Origin of the sequence: Geobacillus kaustophilus (assembly GCF_000948285.1) — a bacterium.
Classification (GTDB): Bacteria; Bacillota; Bacilli; order Bacillales; family Anoxybacillaceae; genus Geobacillus; species Geobacillus thermoleovorans_A.
This window is the reverse complement of sequence record NZ_JYBP01000003.1, coordinates 343,410-361,499: the sequence shown is the minus strand read 5'-3', so window position 1 is coordinate 361,499 and position 18,090 is coordinate 343,410. Positions and strand designations below refer to the sequence as shown.

Below are 18,090 nucleotides of genomic sequence, written 5' to 3'. Positions count from 1 at the left end.
TGTTCTTCATTTTCCGACATTAACGGTTGCGAATCGCCTCCGTCCCCAGCGCTTCGACAGGAATCGGCTGCTCGCGCCCATCATAAGTGCAAAGCTGTTTCGTCTCGCCTTTCAAGCAAACGGCGTAATCGATCCCGCCGTCTTCCCGCTTCGTGACAAGCACGTACGATGGATTGGTCTTCGGTGAAAGCACCGTTCCGGTAAACGGATCGCTGATCGGATCCAGCAGTCCGTTTTCTACCAATTCACCATATGACAAGGCGGCGGAAGAACGGGCTGGCAAAAACTCCACTTTTTCCGCGCCGACATACAGCCGCGCCGCTTCATACAAGCCATAAGCATCAGAAACAAACGCCCGCTCGCGCGCCCGATCAATCATCGTCCACATGGCAAGACCGATGATCATCGCCATAATGCCGATGATCACCAACACAGCCAAAAGTTCAATGAGGGTCATCCCCCGCTTCATGCGAATGAGCATATCGGACTTCCACCATCCCCGCTACCGGCCCGAAGACGGCGCCACTTCCACGAGCGGATTGTCTTTTCCGCTTGGCGGAGGGACATCACGGATGGGAATGAGCTGCTTCCATTTCTCAAGCTGCGGCGCGTAAAAGGCGCGGACATTGATGGAATAGGCGAGCGGTTGCACGTCAACAGCGGTGGACGTCAACTCCGGCGGGCCGGTAAACGTCAATCCTTCCACCGCCAAAATGCGCTCGGAGTGTTCAAGCACCTCTAAAAACCGTTCAAGCTGATAATAGGAGGGAGATTCCACCGTCAATTGGGCGGTAATAGACTGGATGCTGCTTGGAGGAATCAACGCCTTGCTTTCCGCTCCATTCGCGTTCCCTTGCGGAGGAGATTCTCCGGTTCCTTGCCCTTCGGCGAAGCTGACGCTCAATAGCCGGCTGTCAGAAATATATTCCGCTTTTTGAAACACCAGCAACAGTTGATCGGCGAACGAGCGCACCGGCACTTTCCTCTGCAAAGCCGCCAGGCTCTCCGCCGTCTCTTCTCGATTCCCCGCCGCCTGCTTTTTCATTGCAGCCAATACGTTTTTCTCGCTTTGTACGACCGCCTCGAGCCGCTCCATTTGTTCGTAGCGCGGCAGGAGCACGAAAACATAGAAAGCGGCAAACAAAAGAACGGCAAGAAGAAACATCCCGGCAAACAGGAGCGGCCATTTGCCAAAGCGGCCCATCATTCGTTGCCCCCCTCTTTTCCTGTCGGCTGAAGTTCCAGCTCATATTGCGCGATATACCGCGGCACGATCGCTTCCTCCTCTGCCCCGCTGCTTTCGCCGCTGGCTGAGATGCCGATCAATTTGACGGCTTTGACCAAATGAATTTTCTCAAGCCGATCTAAATAATAGGCCGCTTCTTCCGCCGCATCAAACTGCACGGTCATCGTCACCGTCTTTTGACCGGCATACGAAAAACTCATGATAAAGCCGCGCTCTGGCAGTTGTTTGGTCAACGCACGCAACAGCGGCACCGTTTTGAACGGATAACGGTTCGCCCATTGGACCGCTTTAGCAAGCTCTTGCTCAGCTTGTTGCTGCTCCGTCGTTTTTCCCTTCGCCTCCATCGCCGCCTGCTCGGCGCGCATTTGCCGAAGCTCCCCTTCAAGCGCCGCGAGCCGTTGATTCGCACGCTCCATCAGCCAGTAGCCTCCGCCAGCGCCAAGCAGCAGAAGAAAAACGGCGAAGGCCGCCAGCACGGCGCCCGCCGCGCGGCGCGGTTCTTTTCGCGGCAGCAAGTTGATGTCAGCGATCATAGTCGGCCATTCCTTCTTTCAACGCCAATCCCCAGGCGAGATGATAACGGTCCGGCAACGGATCAAGCGATCGAGAAAGCCGCTCCGGCGGCACATCAAGCCGCTCTGACATAACGGCAAACACATCGTCAAGCCGTGGATGGTCGCCGGTGAGGAAGAGGCGCGTAATTTGCTGTTTTCCTTGCTGGATGGAAAACGAATAAAAGCTCATTATCCGCTCGATTTCTTTATACACGTCAATAAACGGGTCGACGATCGCCGCCGTCGGCTCCCCGGGAGCCTCAAGCGGCACATGGCGCATAAACTGCGGCAAATGGCGGTGGAAGACGCTCAAATTGACAGCCGATTCGTCAAACTGGACAAGCAAAATGTGGTCGTCCGCCGCAGCTTGTCCGGCAACAAAAAACGGGCGATAGGCGCAAAGCGGGGACACGTCGGCCGCCACCGGGCGCAGGCCGGCGTCTTCCAAGAGCGCCGCATATTCGGCCACCGCCTCTTCCGGCGCGGCAAACAACAGGACATTCAGCGCCTCCTCTGTCCTCTCGGCGACGACGTAGTCAAACACCGGATCGGCGAACGGAAGCGGGATCGATTCGCCAAGCTCCATAAACAAATAGCCGCGGATGTCCTCGTCCGGCAAATGAGCGGGAAGCGGCAAATGGCGGATCATCACAAATGGATCGGGAACGACAAAGCGGACGCGCCGCCCGTCAAGTTTCCATTCGTCAACACATTCGTCCAAAATCATCGCCAACGTTTCCCGATCAGCGATTTTTCCATCGCGGATGATGCCGGGCGGCAAGGCCCGTTCTCCCCACCGCCTTGCCTCCGGCGGATGCCCCGGCTTCGCTTCCACATAGCGGAGGACATGATCTTTGATGATGATGTTCGCCTGTTTCACCTTTCGCCGCCATAACGCCATAGTTGCCTGCTTCCTTTCTGCCGTCTTTACACAATGAATGAGATATACGCGCGCACGATCGCTTCTCCGAAGAAAAACGCGGTCAGCGCCCCGAGCGCAATCGCGGGCGCAAACGGCATCGGCTTGCCGCGCCGTACGCGGCCCAATGCCATGCCGACAATCCCGATCACCGTTCCGTACAACGTCGCCAAGAAAAACGCGAGCAACACCATTTTCCAACCGAGCACAAACCCAAGCACGGCAAACAGTTTCACATCGCCGCCCCCCATCCCGCCATTGGACAGCACGGCGATCAGCCATAAAAGCGAAAATCCGACCGCCGCGCCAAGGAGCATATCGGCCCACGGCAAAAACGGAATCACCAGCCGCTCAACCAAAAACAAACCGGCAAAGACGAGGAGCACCCGGTCGGGGATGAGCATGTAGCGAAGATCCGAGACGACAATGATGGCAAACAAGCTGATCAACGTCCACGCCACAATCAGCCTCCCCCCCCAGCCGATCCAAACGGGAGCCGCGGTAAACAAAGCGGCGGTCGCAAGTTCCATTGCCGGGTAAAGGGGGGAGATGCGCCCCCCGCACCCTTTGCACCGCCCGCACTGCACGACATACGACACGACTGGGATCAACTCCCCCGCCGACAGCGTCCGCCCGCACGCCGGGCAATGCGACCGCGGCCTGATGATCGACTCCCCGGCCGGCACCCGCAGCCCGACGACGTTAAAGAACGAGGCGAGGAGGAGGGAGTAGAGGAAAACCAAAGTTAGGGCAATTTGATTCATAGATATTAATTCCTATCAAACGCTTTTTCTATTTTCAACTATCTTCTTAACTTCCACTCTCACCTGACAGCCCCAACTGCACTGCGTTTAAGATCTTGTTCTTGGACAGCTGCCCCACTATTATGTACCCCCCGTTCATTGTTAATTAATTTGACAAAGTAACTTAGTTTATTATTATCATTTTTGATAAGTACGTAAGAATAATCAGCATTAGGATCATCACTCAAGCCTGTCTGCATTTGCTGTGCACCTGTACCTGTAGGACCTTTTTTATACGAATTGGTGCCTCCATCCGGGTCTTTTACTGTTTCTAAATATCCCTCATCTTCTAAGTATTTAAGCGTAACAAGTGTATACTTCCCATTCGCCGGTATCAAATCCTTATCCGCCGTCACGGCGATTTTCGCTGCGTTGATCATTTGCTGCGCATTCGAAACGTGCGCGTCTTTTTTCGAATTGTCAATCAACCCCCCAATCGCCGGAATGGCAATCGCCGCGATAATCCCCAAAATGACGATGACGGCGAGCAGTTCGATGAGCGTCAAGCCGCGCTCGTTTTTCAACACCCGTTTGAACATGGTTCACTCTCCCTTTCTTTCATTTTTAGCATGTTTTCCCTATTATTCTACAACATAGGGAGAAAAATAGGAATATATTCTTATTTTATTGTTGAATATGGTTGAAAATATCATACATCGGCACGATGATCGAAGTGACGATCGTCCCGACGACGCCGGCGAGAAGCACGATCATGAGCGGCTCGATGAGCGATTTCAACCGGTCGGTGCCGGCATCCACTTCGGCTTCATAAAAATCGGCGACTTTGCCGAGCATGGCGTCAAGCGCACCGGTCTGTTCGCCGATCGTGATCATTTGCGCCACAAGCGGCGGAAACGCCCAATGGCGGCGGAGCGGCTCGGCGAGCGACTGCCCGCGCTCAAGGGCAGCGCGCGCTTCAACGAGCACCGATGCGATCACTTCGTTGTCGACGACGCGTTCAGAGATGGCCAGCGCTTCTAAAATGGGCACAGAACTTGACACAAGCGAACTGAGCGTCCGCGTCAGGCGGGCGAGCGCCGCTTTTTGCACGAGCGTGCCGAACATCGGCAGCCGCATGGCGGCATAATCCAAATAGTACTTCGTTGTCTTTTGCCGCCGCAGGACCACAAACGATGCGTACACGCCGGCAAAAAGCAGGACGACCGCCCACCAATACCGCTGCATCACGCCGCTTGCCTTCAAAACAAACTTCGTAATGGCCGGCAGTTCGGCGTGGAACTCGGCGAACATCTCGACGAACGTTGGCACAACAGCGACAAGCAAAAAAATGACAACCGCGGTGGCAATGATGGCAACAGCAATTGGATAGGCGAGCGCTGAGGCGATTTTTTGCCGCGTTCGATGCATTTTTTCAAAATGGTCGGCAAGCCGGTCGAGCGTTTCATCGAGCGTCCCGCTCGCTTCGCCGGCGCGCACCATGTTGACAAACAAGGGCGGAAAGATGCGCGGATGCTTTGCCGCGGCCGCGGAAAGCGGGTTTCCCTCACGCAACATTTGTTCAATATCTGCGAGCGAGCGAGCCAGCGCCTTGCTTTCCGTTTGCTCCGCCAAAATGCGGATCGAATCGACGATCGTCACCCCGGCGCGCACAAGCGTTGCGAACTGGCGCAAAAACACAACGAAGTGCTGTAACTTCACCACTCGTCCAATTGATATTTCTTTGTTCCAGACTGACGGAGGAACTTCAGCGAGCGCAATAGGACGAATGCCTTTCTCACGCAACTTGGCAGCTGCCTCGCGCCGCGAAACGGCAGTGATCACTCCTGCTTTTTTCCGCCCGCTTCGGTCGCGCCCCTCGTACTTAAACTGCACCATCGTCTCCACGCTCCCCCGCCAAATACGCTTCAGCCGCCAACGGATCGATGCGTCCATCGGCTGCAAGCTCCTTAACGCTCATTTCCATCGTCTGCATGCCGATGCTGCGGCTCGTTTGCATAATGTTGATGATTTGATGCTCTTTTTCGTTGCGGATTAAGTTGGCGACGGCCGCATTGTTCACTAAAATTTCCAGCGCTGCCGTCCGCCCGGTTTTGCGTCTGTTTGGAAACAAGCGCTGAGCGATGATGGCAACGAGCACGGAAGCGAGCTGCAGCCGGATTTGCGCCTGCTGGGCGGACGGGAAAACATCAATCATCCGCTCGATCGCCGCCGGCGCACTCGCCGTATGAAGCGTGCCGAGCACTAAATGGCCCGTTTCTGCAGCGGTGATCGCCGTTTGAATCGTCTCCAAATCTCGCATTTCCCCAACTAAAATGACGTCTGGGTCTTGGCGAAGCGCAGCGCGCAGCCCAGCGGCAAAGCTTCCGGTGTCAACCCCCACCTCACGCTGGTCGATGATCGATTTCCCGTGTTTATGCAAATACTCGATCGGGTCTTCAAGCGTGATAATATGTTTCGACATCGTTTTGTTCATATAGTCGATCATTGCCGCCAATGTCGTCGACTTGCCGCTGCCGGTCGGTCCGGTGACAAGCACAAGCCCGTGCGGTTTTTCCGCAATGCGCCTTAAGACATTCGGCAGGCCAAGCTCTTCAAGCGTCGGGATGCGCATCGGGATGAGACGCACGGCGAGAGACACGCATGACCGCTGTTTAAACACGTTTAAGCGAAAGCGGGAAACGCCGGCAATGCCATACGAAAAATCAAGCTCTCCGGTTTCTTGAAACTGCTGCCAAAGCGGCGGCGGAATGACGGCTCGCGCCATTTGCTCTGTTTCCTCCGGGTGCAGGCGCTCATGGCCGTAAGCTCTCAACTCCCCGTTCACGCGAAAAATCGGCGGCGCGCCGACGGTCAAATGCACGTCGGAAGCGCGGCATTCAAAGGCAGCGCGCAACAACGCCTCAAGCTTTTCCTTCATCCGTCTCACCCATCAATGCAAAATGGCCACTTTCAGCACTTCTTCAAGCGTGGTCAACCCTTGCTTCACTTTCAACAGCCCATCATCCAGCAAAAAAATCATTTTGTTTTGCAGGGCAAGCTCGCGCAATTTCGAAAACGGCTCGTTGTTTAAAATGACGCGCCGCATCTCATCGGTGACGACAAGCAGCTCGTGAATGGCCAGCCGTCCGCGGTAGCCGGTCATGTTGCACGTCGGACAGCCGCGGCCGCGGACAAGTTGATGAACCTCAATGCCGCGGCGGGCGAAAATGTCCCGCTCCCGCTTTGTCGGCTCATACACCTCTTGGCAGTCGCGGCAGACGCGGCGCACAAGCCGCTGCGCAACGACGCCGGCAAGCGACGTCGCTACTAGAAACGGCTCAATCCCCATATCGATCAGGCGGGTGATCGTGCTTAACGCATCGTTCGTATGAAGCGTGCTCAACACTAAATGGCCGGTGAGCGAAGCGCGGATCGCCACTTCCGCCGTCTCGCGGTCGCGAATCTCCCCAACCATGATGATGTTCGGGTCTTGACGCAAAATCGAGCGGAGCCCTTGGGCGAACGTCAAGCCGACGTTCGGGTTGACTTGAATTTGGTTGACGCCTTCGATCTGATATTCAACCGGGTCTTCGATCGTAATGATGTTTACATGTTCATTGTTCAAATGATTGAGCGCCGCGTAAAGCGTCGATGATTTCCCCGAACCGGTCGGTCCGGTGATCAAGACGATGCCGTTCGGCCGCTCGATCAAGCGAATGAACCGATCTAAGTTAACCGGATTGAAGCCGAGTTTATGAATATCGTTTAAAGCGGCGCCCAAGTCGAGGACGCGCATGACGATTTTTTCGCCGTACACCGTCGGCAGCGTCGAAACGCGCAAATCGACCGGGTGAAAATCGATGTTCATTTTGATCCGCCCGTCTTGCGGCACGCGGTGTTCGGTGATGTCCATATTGGCCAAAATTTTGATTCTCGCTGTCAACATGCTTTGCATATGCTTTGGCAGCGCCCGCTCGGTGCGAAGCAGGCCGTCGATCCGATAGCGGATGAGCACTTTCGTCTCCTGCGGGTCGATATGAATGTCGCTCGCCCGCTGTTCAACAGCAAGCTGCAAAATTTGGTTCACCAAACGAACGATGGGGGAATCGTCTTCAGCAGCCCGCTCGTCGCCGCGCACCTCGGGCGGCGGCGTTTGCAAAAAATCCTCAAATGCTTCGTCGATGTCGTAATATTTATTGATCGCCCGCAAAATATCGTCTTTCGACGCGATCGCTGTTTCAATTTGAAACCCGGTCGACAGGCGCAGATCATCGATGGCGAAAAAGTCCATTGGGTCGGCCATGGCAACGAGCAGCCGGTCTCCTTCCACCTTGAGCGGCATGAGCATATGGCGGCGGGCAAACTCTTTCGGCACGAGGCTGGTTGCTTTCGGATCGATGGGGTAGCGATACAAGCTGACATGAGGAATGCCAAGCTGAAATTCAAGCGCCTCAATCAGCTGCTGCTCCGTGATGTAGCCGCGCTGCAGCAAAGCGTCGCCGAGCTTTTGCCCGGGCGTTTTCTCCCGCAACGCTTCGGCCAATTGTTCTTCCGTAATTAAGCCAGCTTCAACCAACAAGTCGCCTAGCCGTTTTTTCTCTCGTTTTTTGTTCATGGGCTTTCACCGCTTTCTCCACTTTGGTTCCAAGGAGCGTCGCTGTCCTGCCCATTTCCACCTTGCTCTCCGCCGCTTTTCCCCCCTGCCGGCTCTTGTTCAGCTCCCTCACTGTTCGATGAGCCTGACGTGGATGGCGATTGGGATGCTTCATTTCCCGTCTCTTCCGGAGCGCTTGGCGATGCATTTGAAACATGGAGACCTCTCACTTCGACCGTGTACGTCGGCGGATAAAAATCTTCGCTCACAGTCTCCTTACGGACGAGACGGGAGCCATCGCGCACCTCACGCTCGACTTTCACCAGCAACCCAGGACGTCCGGTTTGTTTGGTTACCGTTTCATCCGGTGCCAAGCGGGCATCGTATTGAACGATTTTGCGCGGTTCGATTCGTTCCGGTGTGCTCGTCCGAACAATATATTGGTACGCAAACGGCCAACCGTACACCATCGCCTTGACTTGGCGGCCATCGTAGCGAAGGAGGAGCGTATAGTCAGTCGAATTCGGATTGAACCATTGCAAATCGCGTTTTTCATCCACTTTGGCCTCAAATCCCGGCGGAATGCCATTCGGCAACGTGCTCCCCGCATACCGCTCAATCATCAAAAAATTGGTTGAAAGCGCTGCGCGATAGACTGCGGATGCCAACGCATCGACCGCACGTTCCGACAGAACCCCATCCGCTTCTTGGATGATGGTGCGCAAGGAAAACAGTTGATTGGCGTGGATGGCAATACGGCGCTCGGCGGCGAGAAATCGGGCCAATCCTTCATCATGAATGGCCACGGCGGCTTCGCTCACAACCGATTGCCCCTTAAGGGAAGTGGATAAGTAACGAGCTAAATCAAGCGGTTCGCTTGGAATCGCGAGCCGCGACGCAGCCGCTTCCAAATCGGCCTCCAATGCCTTCATATCCAATGCAGCAAAAGCCGCGGCCGGGAGAAGCCGTTCCATCGTTTCCATGCAAGCAGTCATGTCGGCTAACACGAAAAGCGGGGAAGAGCGACCGTCGATTACATGTTTTGTACTTTCCACTGCACGGAACGTAAAAACATCCGTCGGCAACTCCGCTTTCTTTTCTTGATAGCGGACAGGAATCGAAGCGCTTGACCGCCATTCATTCACCTGCTCAACCACTTTTTGGCGCGCTTCTTCCAATGTCATTCCAGCGATGGAAACAGGACCGACGGACGTCCCAGGACCATAGCGGCCATCGTTCGGCCTAAACGCTTCATAAGCCAAAGCGCCTATGCGGGCAAAGGCAAGAAAATAAACGGTGCAGACCGCCATCACCGCAAACAGCTTCCCTATGGCAACGGCTCTCACTAGCTCTCCCCCTTTTATTCGGCTTCCACGTTCATCGAAACATCAACGATCACGCTTGGGCCTGCTTCTTGCGCTTTGCGCACAGCTTCTTCGTCAAGCGTTGTCCCAGCTGGGAACAGCAGCTGGCCATTCAAATCATAAATGTCTTTCATCACCCGTTTCCCCGCCAGCAAAGCAATTTGTTTTTCACGAAGCGACTCAAGCGCTTCGACATTTTCCGCCGTTTCAGATATCGCCTCCATCTGTTGCGAAATATCGCTGCGTCCCTGTTCAACGTTGTCAACTTGCTTTCCATTTTCTCGAATCAGCATAGCGACATCGGAAAAGAGAGCCGCATGAGCATCATCATCTACGATCAAAATATCCTTTCCATACGTCAACACTCGTGAGGACGGGAGCACAGCTTCGCCATTCTCAAGGCGAAGAGCAATGCCAATGATGTCCCCCGTCTCTTCCTCAATAAAAAACTCATGGACCTCTCCAAGCAGCTGACCTTTGCGCGTAACCGCTTTTGTATTTTTAATGCGGATTTGTTTGTTCACAAGCTGATTTGCGATCGGAATTTCCGACAAATCGATGACGTCATGGACACTTGCCACCGTAACGGCAAATTCGCCGATCCCGACAACCTTTTTGAACGGAATCGCCTTTAAGCTCAACTGCACATCCTCTTGCTCCACTGTCAAAAAATCGATGGATCCTTTGTCCGGATTAATGACAAAGCTTTTAACCGTGCCGATTTGCATTCCATCGGCAATGCTGATAATCGGCAGTCCAATGATTTGTGCGCTAGCTTTCATTCTTTTCACCTCAACTGTTTGCTAATGTAGCGGCCATTTCCCGCCAAAACTCCAGCTCGGCTGCCACCGCCGGATATCCAGAAAAACGGCGCTCCAGCTTTTCAGCCCAAGAGACAAGCTGATCATATTTTCGTTCCAACGCATAATGTTCAAGCAACAAGCGGGCGAACACATAATAGTCACGGTCGGAAAGAGGCGCTTGCAAACATTGTTGCAGGCACTCTTCATAAGCGACCGCGGTGAGGCGCCGGCGATTCAGGATCAGCTCAGCCGCCGCCATTTGCGCCTTATCGGAAGGAACAACGTTGGCCTGCTTCTCGACTGACAACACTATATTTGGCCGCAATGACTCTCGTTCAAAAGAGCCCGTTGTTCGATTTTGTTGCTCGAAAACGCTCGTTGCTCCACCATCCCTCTCTTCAACCGAAGGCACAGCGATGGCGGAGGCATGAGACACGCGATGCGACCAACCATTTAACGGCCGCGCCAAACATTCAGCATAGCAGTTTTCTTCATCCGCTTCAGCAGCCGAACCATCGTTTGACACAAAAGCAACAGAGTCACTTCCAGCCCGCCAAATGAGCTGTTCATCATCTTGAACAACGACATCGTTTCCTTCCCCAGCATCCAACGGCCCCACATTTGAAGCCGTCGTAGCTTCCAAAGGGGCTGCGCTATGTTCTTCCTCTGCGTTGTCCACTTGTTTCTGTTCCCTTCCAATTGTCTGATTTCCATCCTCCATGTCAACCGTCTCTAAAAGCACATCCTCAATATTCATCCATGCATTTACGGCATCGGCCTGCGCTCCTTCTACATCGTTTCGTGACGCTTTTTCGTCATCGCCGACGGCTTGAGCTTCCCCATGCCCGTCATTTGAAGCAGGAGAGGAAAGATCGAAGGCAGCCATTTCCGTCCATTCGGCCTTCCTCTCTCCTTTCGGTTCGTCCCGCAACACGGCGGCCTCGAGGTCAAGCGTGACCGCGACTGGCCATTCATCGAGCCAATCCGAAGTCCACCGCAATGGCTCTGGCGCTTGGTTCTCTTCTCCTGTTTGATCCCATTTTACCACCGCCTCTTCCGCCGCTTCCATCAACATCGCATCAAGAGAACGTTCCTCTTCAGCGAGCCGCTCTCTTTCATGCTGCTCATCGTTTTTCAACAAAGGTTTCTCTTGATCAAGCTCAACCGCCCTAAGCGAAACTCTATCCTCGGCCGGCCTGGCCCTAAAAGCGTCATGCACAAGCCAACCTGCTTCTTCGCTCTCGTTTCCATCTTCAGTTAGATTCAATGCACGATGAGGTGCGTCACGGTAAAGGAGTGCACCAAACCGACGATCAAGTAAATATGATATGGCGGCCAGCAGCAAGAGAACAAGCAACACCGTCTGCCAAAGTGGAACGACGGAACTGGAAATTTGCGCAAGCCATGCGGCGAGCATGGAAACTACGACAGTTGCAAACCCTCCCAGGCGGCTGAAGCCAAGCGGAAGCAGCCACACAAGGAGCAGCGCCACGACAAAAGCCCCGGCGTAAATGAGCGCCTCTTTCATCCTGCCACCCCGTTTCCGTTTCTATGACAAAAGCCCTCTTTTATGCTAAAAATCTGCAACATTCGACTCTTACTTATTGTATAATAAAGTTACATATTTTGAAAGAAGGTTGTGATCAATGGCGGATAAGAAAATTTTTTCCCATGGTTATGCTTTCGGGTTCACCCTCATCGAGACGTTGCTATCCATTGCCTTGTTGTCTGCTGTAGCGATCGGCCTATTCTCCTTTTTTACGAACGCGATGACCTATACATCCGATAACGAGAAACGCACGGTCGCCATCAATATTGCTCGCGGCGTTGCAGCGTATTTCGAGAAAAATGTCCATTTTTCGCAACTATATGACTATATGGAAAACAATGATCTCCCATTCATCAAAATGGAGAAAAGCAGTTGCAACAATGAAACACTGCAACAACTGCTGTTTCCCAATGAGAATCTAAGCGGAGGCATTTCATCCCAACAAATGTGCACAACCGAGCTTGCTCCAACAGTAAACAATGTCAATTATGAAACATCGGTGTATTTCATTAGCTGGGGGCAAAAAGACTGGGATCAGTTTCTCTCTTCTTCCGATTTTGTTGCGTTGCCAGAGCAACTAAAAGCTCGCATCCGAGAAGAAAGAAACAAAATAACAACGTCTGGGTCACGCTCCTACATGATCAAACTGTATGCCACCGTCCGCTGGGGAGAGCGGGCTCGAGACATCTCATGGGTCGAAGGAGTGGTCACCGATGAAACGATTCGTTAGCTCCCAATCTGGAATGACATTGGTGGAGCTGCTTGCCGCTATAGCTATTTCCCTTTTGATCATCGGCGCCATCTATACGGTTTTTCTGACGGGCATCCGCGTTTATGAACGCATCGACATTGAAAACATGCTACGCAGCGAGGCAGATTACGCGATAGCGCGAATGATGAATGAATTGTACGCCTTTTCCCCTGACGGCCTTGAAGCCAATCAAGGACAAGAAAACAAACCGCTGGAGGAATTGTCATTCGTCAAAAACGAGCAATTCAAACCAAACGGCCAAATTGGCCTCGTTTCGCGTGAAACGTTGGAACAGCCCGCACATCGAACGATTTCGATCCAAAGAGGCAAGCTTTTGATTGATGGGCAAACGATTACTTCGACACACTTTTTGCTGGATGATTCTTCATCCTTTTCGTTCCGTTGTGCACGCTGGGAAGGAGAGATTTGCCAAAGCGGAGTTCTGATGATTACGTTGACTGTAAAAGACGGCAACAACAATAAAATCATCTCGGCTGAGCCGTTCACTTTGCGGACAGAATTTGGTTTTTAGGGGGAGGCATATGCGCCTGCGCTTACATGAACAAGGATACAGTTTAATTACCACATTGCTAGTTGTGACGGTGTTTTTATTGCTCGGGTTGACCATTGTGACTGCTGCCGTTCAGCACGCTCAATTCACTACCATTCGCGTAGACGATGTCCAATCGTTGCATGAAGCCAAGACATATGTAAACGAAGCAGTGTCCGAGTTAAAAGCCGAGTTATCCGAACCTAATTTTTTTGTCAATCATCGCATTTTTGTGCCGGACCAATGGGATCAGTTTCTCGGGATTGACAGCCCATCTCCGGGAGAAAATACAATCGCTGGCCGCTTACATGACCGCTACGGAGTGGTCATGAAGGATGAAAGTGCGCAATACAATATTCCAAAAAATCAAGTGTTTCTTCGCGCCCTTCGTTTATCGAAAACATTCACTGACGGACATCAGACGCGGACTGTTCAGCGTCTCGTCTTTGTCACAAACACACCAAGCTTTCTCAAATATGCACTCGGATCCAACCGAGATGTCGTGTTAAATGGCGGCATCTATGTCGAAAAGGGCAACGTCTACGCAGGACAACAGGCCTATGCCAGCAACACAACCAACTATGTCAAAAAGAACGGAGAGCTGACAGTCGCCATGCCTAACGCCGGCATGCCTAGTTTATCGTCTTCCTCCATTTGGTACACAAGCGATGGCCGGTTGAATGCATGCGGGCAAACGTCCAACTGTTGGGAAGCAGCACAAGACCGCTTCCACATGACAAACAATTGGGCGTCTCTTTGGCCAACGGATGTTTTGGAACCGGCGCCAACTATCCGGCAAGAAAATGAGGATTTTATCGATGTCGATTTTGACCTTACCGTGGCTGACAAACTGTTGCAGGCATCGGGTATTTCGCCGTTGTCATCGCAAACGCGCGATGCCTACATTGAGCAAGTGGAAGCCATTCAGGAAGCGGCGGACAAAGATGCCGAGCTTCACCGTTTAGTTGAGGAGCTATCCAATCAGTGGACTTCGCTCCCAATCAATCAAAACATCCCACTTGAAAAAGCGATAAAAGAAAGTCCAAAAACAAAGCCGCTTTATCTTAACGGAAACAGTGTTTTAACAGGAGATATAGATATTAGCAACAACGGCGTCAACCAATGGCTCATCATCAACGGGGATCTTCGCCTCGATGGGCCGACAAATCCAAACACCTTTGTCAGCGTGCGCGGAAATTTCATCGTTTTGGGCAATGTCATGCTAACAGGCAACTTGCGGCTTGATGCGAGCATCTATGCGACAGGGTATACTAAAATTTACCAAAACAAGATCGAACGGGCGGCGAATGACAAAGGATTGGTGTTGTTGTCGAAAGGGCCGCTTGACATTTCCCGCATTAATGAATTCGATAACCCAACCATTCCAACACCGAATTTGAAAGGGTACTTTTACACGGACAGCAGCGCCACGATTTATGCAGTCGGGTCCTATTTATATATTGAAGGCGGGCTGTTTGCGAAGGGGAATGGAACAACAGCCCCGGATACGGACATCAATGGGCTGGTTGTCAACGCGTTCCGCGGCCAAGTCAATGGGGACAATGGTGAACCGAGCCGGTTTGCCCCGGGCAACAATCCACTGTCCTCCCGCCTCATCGTCCGTTATCGGCCCGAAGTGCTTGTCGAACAAGGAACAGGACTTCCTTTTGTCAATCGCATCTCTCTAGTGGTCGACCGGCTGGAAGTGGAATAAACAATCAAAGCGGCGCTCCCACTTGGGAGGCCGCTTCATACATTTTTACCATCGACCGCCGTTTCCGCTGTTTTGGTTCGTAGAAGGCGCCCGCACAATGACAGTCGCTTCAGCTTGAATGTCCCCGCCACCCGGCGCTTTTACCTTCGCCGTTGCTGTGATGGTCGCATACCCGACATCGACCGCTTCTAAATACCATTTCCCGTTTTCTTGAACCGCTTTGACAAAACGATCATCAGACGGTGTGACAGAGCGAAGCGCCTTGTCTGTTGCATTGTCCGGGGTGAAGCGGAGCTCTTGCCCCACTTCGAGCTTGTCGCCGACGTTCATGTATAGGATCGGATTGCGGAACGCCATGCCCATAAGCGGCACGTATGGGTCGATGACCGTAATCGTCGCCGTCGCGGACGAATTCCCTCCATCCGTTGAACGAACAGTGATCGTGACCGTTCCCGGTTTCAACGCCGTCACCGTGGCGTTTTGCACCACCGCCACGGTATTGTCGGTCGATGACCACACCAACGTTTTGTTCGTTGCATCGCTCGGGACAATCGTCACCGGAATCGTCTGCGTGTCGCCAACATTCATCTTCGTTTGATACGAACCAAGCTTCAATTCTGTAATCAGCTTTGTATACGTAAATGCCGCGCTCGCTAGGCCTGTTCCCCTCGTCAATCCCCCTGATGCCTGCACCGTCACCGTATAGGAGCCGTCATTGGAAATGGCAATCGCATACGGTGAAGAAAGCGATGTCCAAGCGGCCGCCACACCGTTTCGCACGACTTGGTACTGATACGACACCCCTTCACCAGCCACCAATCCGGTAATTTTCACGGTTGGCGCCTCATAAGTCGTCGCTCCATTTGGAACGGCGCCATTGGCCGTGACAACGGAAAGATGCGGCTTAATGTATACAGGCACCGTCTGGCCGTTGCTGTATGTGACAAGCAACACCCCATCATCATTCGGGTCATATTGCAGCGCCTTGACAGGCAACGGCAATAATCCGTGTGAATTCGGTTCCGCACTTCCGACACTATCTTCGGAAGCAGCAAAAAATTGATATTTACTGATCACACCCCATGCGTCCCCCACATAGTAAAAGTTCGGGAAATCATCCAAACGAACTTTCATGCCAATTCGTTCTGTCGGCGGCGCGAGCGTCGATGTCCGCGCCCCATAGCGGCTGTCGGTAAAGGTCACGACCGCAGGCGGCAATTGAACATTGTTCATGGCAAAATCAGCTTGCATCACCCATTGCGCTGTCAAGGTCAGTTTGTTGAGCTGGCTGTAGTCAAACGTTTGGTTGGCAAACGACCATTGCGCATAATGCACACCGTTTTGCACATACGTCGACACCGTTCCATCCGGAATAACGGAGATGCCGTCCGGCAGCGGCTGAAGAATTTTCACATTACTGATCGTTCCCGTCGCATTGCCGACATAGCCGACAAGCGACATCGAATACGTCGCCCGGAAGCGATTGTCGTTGCCATCGGTGGCGCCGCGCTTGATTAAGCTGTTGATCTCATTGGTCAATCCTTGCAATTTCACCGTGCCTGTAAATGATGGCGGCGCTTCGTCTTTGACGGTGACCGTCACAGTTTTTGTTATCGATGGCTGCAGTTGTCCATACACATCTCGATACGTCAACTCCGCGTTGAACGTATACGTTCCTTTCGCTTTAAACGATACGGGAATCGGAATCGTCACCGGCGCGGGAGTGCCTTGGCCGGCTTGATACGGAATCGAAAACGAAATATAGGCGTTTTGTTTCGCGTCATCAAGCCATACTTGGCCATTTTCTGCGATGGCGACATTGCCTCCAAACGACGAAAGCGGGATGCGGATCGTTCCTGTGATCGCCGGCGTGGTGGCGAGCTGGGAAAACTGTTGGAACAAAGCGGTCAAATTTTGCGTTGTTCCTTGCCGCGCTTCGCCGCCAGCAGTCGCGGACAGCGTCTGTAAATAATCTAAATCGACTTCACCGTTGCTGCCAAAGCCAATCGAATATAAAGTAATATTGTTCATCCCAAGCGTCTTCGCCACCGCTATGGCATTGGCTCGAATTTTCGTTTCGATGCCGCTGTAGGTGAATGGATAACCGTTATCCCAAGACACTCGCCATCCATTGACATAATCTTGCCCATCGCTGTAAAATTGGCGGGAATACCCTTTGTTGTCGGTAAAACGGATGCCAGCAGTCCGGCCGTCGCTGTACAGTTCGTAAGTGACAGGAAGAGAATCGGTGATTTTATTTCCTGTATACTGGTATCCGCCAAAAAATTTTGGCTTGACCTCCCGATACGTAATGGAATCGGTTGTATTCAACACGGTCGGCATGCCATCGGTTAAGAAAATAATGTATTTTTTGCGCGTCGGATCAGTGAAATAGGACTGGGCTAGAGACAATGCCGCCGAGTAATTCGTCCCGCCGCTGGCGGTCAAGCTGTTGCCGACATTGAGAATGGCATCAAGCTGGCTTAGGACATTCGAGTACTTCCCGAACGGAACGACGCTTGTTTCCCGCACCCCATCGGAGAAGGGGATCAAAGCAAAACGGTCATTTTGATTGTAATTGGACTTAAAGTAGTTGACCGCCGCTTGCAAAGCGGATTTCGCGCTTTGCAATTTTGTCGATGTCATTGAGCCTGACACGTCCATGACAAACACGACGTCGATGGGTGGACGGATGAGTCCTGAAACAGCGCCTTGTGGAACCAGCGTCACATCGAGCCGGCCTTGGGCATCGCCGTTTGGCGGCTTGGCGTATTCCGGCTGTGAAAACGAGAGGGAAAAATCCAATTTAGCCGTGCTCGCCTCAGTTTGCCTCGTATATTGATAAGGCGCCTGTGGGAATGAAAAATACACATCCTCTTTTCCATTTCCCAACACGCGATAAGCATCGACGGTGATTTGGTAAGTCGCCGTCGTTCCCGAAGCTGGTGGCCACTTGCCGCTCATGTCGAGTGAAAACGTATACTTTTTCTCCCCGTTTCTGTCCGCCGGCGCTTCCACCGCTTCGGCTCGGTAGCTGACTGCCGTGCCGTTTTGTTCCTTCAGCTGAATGCGAATCATAAAGTAGCGAATGCTGTTCCCTTGCCCGTTGCCGTCCCCTGGTGCGGTCGCCCATCCTTCAATTTTCTCATCGGAAACAAACGTGATAGCCCCTTCCGGTTGGCCTGCGTAAGCAACACCCGCCTTCACCGGCCATACACTCGCCATCAGCCATAGCAACATCCCCCATAACAACCAGCCGCGCCACCGTTGCATATGCCTCCCCTCCCGAGCCAAAAGGACTAT

The 18,090-nt window shown here is 52.9% G+C and carries 16 protein-coding genes; 3 read left to right on the top strand and 13 right to left on the bottom strand.

Annotated features, from left to right (window positions below):
• Positions 1 to 19: 19 nt before the first annotated feature.
• The 12 genes from LG52_RS02280 to LG52_RS02225 form a co-directional block, all read right to left on the bottom strand.
• Positions 20 to 481 carry a type II secretion system protein gene (locus tag LG52_RS02280; protein WP_044730698.1) on the bottom strand — a complete coding sequence of 154 codons (462 nt, stop codon included), beginning with the start codon at positions 479 to 481 and terminating at the stop codon, positions 20 to 22.
• A gap of 21 nt (positions 482 to 502) precedes the next feature.
• Positions 503 to 1,207, bottom strand: coding sequence for a pilus assembly protein PilO (locus tag LG52_RS02275; RefSeq protein WP_044730697.1), 705 nt, complete (start codon positions 1,205 to 1,207; stop codon positions 503 to 505).
• The gene (locus tag LG52_RS02270) at positions 1,204 to 1,779 is read right to left on the bottom strand and encodes a PilN domain-containing protein (protein WP_044730696.1); all 576 of its coding nucleotides are present in this window, start codon (positions 1,777 to 1,779) and stop codon (positions 1,204 to 1,206) included. The genes LG52_RS02275 and LG52_RS02270 overlap by 4 nt, the downstream gene beginning before the upstream one ends.
• Positions 1,769 to 2,701, bottom strand: coding sequence for a type IV pilus biogenesis protein PilM (gene pilM / locus LG52_RS02265; RefSeq protein WP_044730695.1), 933 nt, complete (start codon positions 2,699 to 2,701; stop codon positions 1,769 to 1,771). The genes LG52_RS02270 and pilM overlap by 11 nt, the downstream gene beginning before the upstream one ends.
• Before the next feature lie 26 nt (positions 2,702 to 2,727).
• On the bottom strand, positions 2,728 to 3,483 hold the full coding sequence (locus LG52_RS02260; RefSeq protein WP_044730694.1) for a prepilin peptidase: 756 nt from the start codon (positions 3,481 to 3,483) through the stop codon (positions 2,728 to 2,730).
• Between the two features lie 59 nt (positions 3,484 to 3,542).
• Positions 3,543 to 4,061 (bottom strand): prepilin-type N-terminal cleavage/methylation domain-containing protein, encoded by a 519-nt coding sequence (locus LG52_RS02255; protein WP_044730693.1) that lies wholly within the window; start codon positions 4,059 to 4,061, stop codon positions 3,543 to 3,545.
• Positions 4,062 to 4,146: 85 nt separating this feature from the next.
• Positions 4,147 to 5,358 (bottom strand): type II secretion system F family protein, encoded by a 1,212-nt coding sequence (locus LG52_RS02250; RefSeq protein ID WP_044730692.1) that lies wholly within the window; start codon positions 5,356 to 5,358, stop codon positions 4,147 to 4,149.
• Complete coding sequence (locus LG52_RS02245) at positions 5,345 to 6,400, bottom strand: type IV pilus twitching motility protein PilT (protein WP_044730691.1); 1,056 nt, start codon at positions 6,398 to 6,400, stop codon at positions 5,345 to 5,347. Before LG52_RS02245 ends, LG52_RS02250 begins: the two co-directional genes overlap by 14 nt.
• 12 nt (positions 6,401 to 6,412) lie before the next feature.
• A complete protein-coding gene (locus tag LG52_RS02240) occupies positions 6,413 to 8,077 on the bottom strand; it encodes a GspE/PulE family protein (protein WP_044730690.1) in 1,665 nt (554 codons plus the stop codon).
• Positions 8,074 to 9,402, bottom strand: a complete 1,329-nt coding sequence (locus LG52_RS02235; RefSeq protein ID WP_044730689.1) for a G5 domain-containing protein — start codon at positions 9,400 to 9,402, stop codon at positions 8,074 to 8,076. The genes LG52_RS02240 and LG52_RS02235 overlap by 4 nt, the downstream gene beginning before the upstream one ends.
• Before the next feature lie 14 nt (positions 9,403 to 9,416).
• Positions 9,417 to 10,202: a PRC-barrel domain-containing protein gene (locus LG52_RS02230; RefSeq protein ID WP_044730688.1), complete on the bottom strand. Its 786-nt coding sequence runs from the start codon at positions 10,200 to 10,202 to the stop codon at positions 9,417 to 9,419.
• A gap of 10 nt (positions 10,203 to 10,212) precedes the next feature.
• Positions 10,213 to 11,751 carry a hypothetical protein gene (locus tag LG52_RS02225; RefSeq protein WP_044730687.1) on the bottom strand — a complete coding sequence of 513 codons (1,539 nt, stop codon included), beginning with the start codon at positions 11,749 to 11,751 and terminating at the stop codon, positions 10,213 to 10,215.
• 118 nt (positions 11,752 to 11,869) lie between these two features.
• On the opposite strand from LG52_RS02225, the gene LG52_RS02220 reads away from it, so the two are divergent.
• From LG52_RS02220 to LG52_RS02210, 3 genes are read left to right on the top strand one after another with little or no spacing between them, the layout of a single operon-like run.
• Positions 11,870 to 12,502: a general secretion pathway protein GspJ gene (locus LG52_RS02220; RefSeq protein WP_044730686.1), complete on the top strand. Its 633-nt coding sequence runs from the start codon at positions 11,870 to 11,872 to the stop codon at positions 12,500 to 12,502.
• Complete coding sequence (locus tag LG52_RS02215) at positions 12,486 to 13,055, top strand: PilW family protein (RefSeq protein ID WP_044730685.1); 570 nt, start codon at positions 12,486 to 12,488, stop codon at positions 13,053 to 13,055. The genes LG52_RS02220 and LG52_RS02215 overlap by 17 nt, the downstream gene beginning before the upstream one ends.
• 10 nt (positions 13,056 to 13,065) lie before the next feature.
• Positions 13,066 to 14,787, top strand: coding sequence for a hypothetical protein (locus tag LG52_RS02210; RefSeq protein ID WP_044730684.1), 1,722 nt, complete (start codon positions 13,066 to 13,068; stop codon positions 14,785 to 14,787).
• A gap of 45 nt (positions 14,788 to 14,832) precedes the next feature.
• On the opposite strand, the gene LG52_RS02205 is transcribed toward LG52_RS02210, so the two are convergent.
• Complete coding sequence (locus LG52_RS02205; RefSeq protein ID WP_044730683.1) at positions 14,833 to 18,060, bottom strand: VWA domain-containing protein; 3,228 nt, start codon at positions 18,058 to 18,060, stop codon at positions 14,833 to 14,835.
• Between the last annotated feature and the right edge of the window lie 30 nt (positions 18,061 to 18,090).

Bases quoted from the DNA above. Each gene is read 5' to 3' on its own strand.
- LG52_RS02225 (WP_044730687.1), bottom strand. From the start codon at position 11,751: ATGAAAGAGGCGCTCATTTACGCCGGGGCTTTTGTCGTGGCGCTGCTC.
- pilM (WP_044730695.1), bottom strand. From the start codon at position 2,701: ATGGCGTTATGGCGGCGAAAGGTGAAACAGGCGAACATCATCATCAAA.
- LG52_RS02210 (WP_044730684.1), top strand. From the start codon at position 13,066: ATGCGCCTGCGCTTACATGAACAAGGATACAGTTTAATTACCACATTG.
- LG52_RS02275 (WP_044730697.1), bottom strand. From the start codon at position 1,207: ATGATGGGCCGCTTTGGCAAATGGCCGCTCCTGTTTGCCGGGATGTTT.
- LG52_RS02245 (WP_044730691.1), bottom strand. From the start codon at position 6,400: ATGAAGGAAAAGCTTGAGGCGTTGTTGCGCGCTGCCTTTGAATGCCGC.
- LG52_RS02240 (WP_044730690.1), bottom strand. From the start codon at position 8,077: ATGAACAAAAAACGAGAGAAAAAACGGCTAGGCGACTTGTTGGTTGAA.
- LG52_RS02230 (WP_044730688.1), bottom strand. From the start codon at position 10,202: ATGAAAGCTAGCGCACAAATCATTGGACTGCCGATTATCAGCATTGCC.
- LG52_RS02205 (WP_044730683.1), bottom strand. From the start codon at position 18,060: ATGCAACGGTGGCGCGGCTGGTTGTTATGGGGGATGTTGCTATGGCTG.
- LG52_RS02220 (WP_044730686.1), top strand. From the start codon at position 11,870: ATGGCGGATAAGAAAATTTTTTCCCATGGTTATGCTTTCGGGTTCACC.
- LG52_RS02260 (WP_044730694.1), bottom strand. From the start codon at position 3,483: ATGAATCAAATTGCCCTAACTTTGGTTTTCCTCTACTCCCTCCTCCTC.
- LG52_RS02250 (WP_044730692.1), bottom strand. From the start codon at position 5,358: ATGGTGCAGTTTAAGTACGAGGGGCGCGACCGAAGCGGGCGGAAAAAA.
- LG52_RS02270 (WP_044730696.1), bottom strand. From the start codon at position 1,779: ATGATCGCTGACATCAACTTGCTGCCGCGAAAAGAACCGCGCCGCGCG.
- LG52_RS02280 (WP_044730698.1), bottom strand. From the start codon at position 481: ATGCTCATTCGCATGAAGCGGGGGATGACCCTCATTGAACTTTTGGCT.
- LG52_RS02215 (WP_044730685.1), top strand. From the start codon at position 12,486: ATGAAACGATTCGTTAGCTCCCAATCTGGAATGACATTGGTGGAGCTG.
- LG52_RS02255 (WP_044730693.1), bottom strand. From the start codon at position 4,061: ATGTTCAAACGGGTGTTGAAAAACGAGCGCGGCTTGACGCTCATCGAA.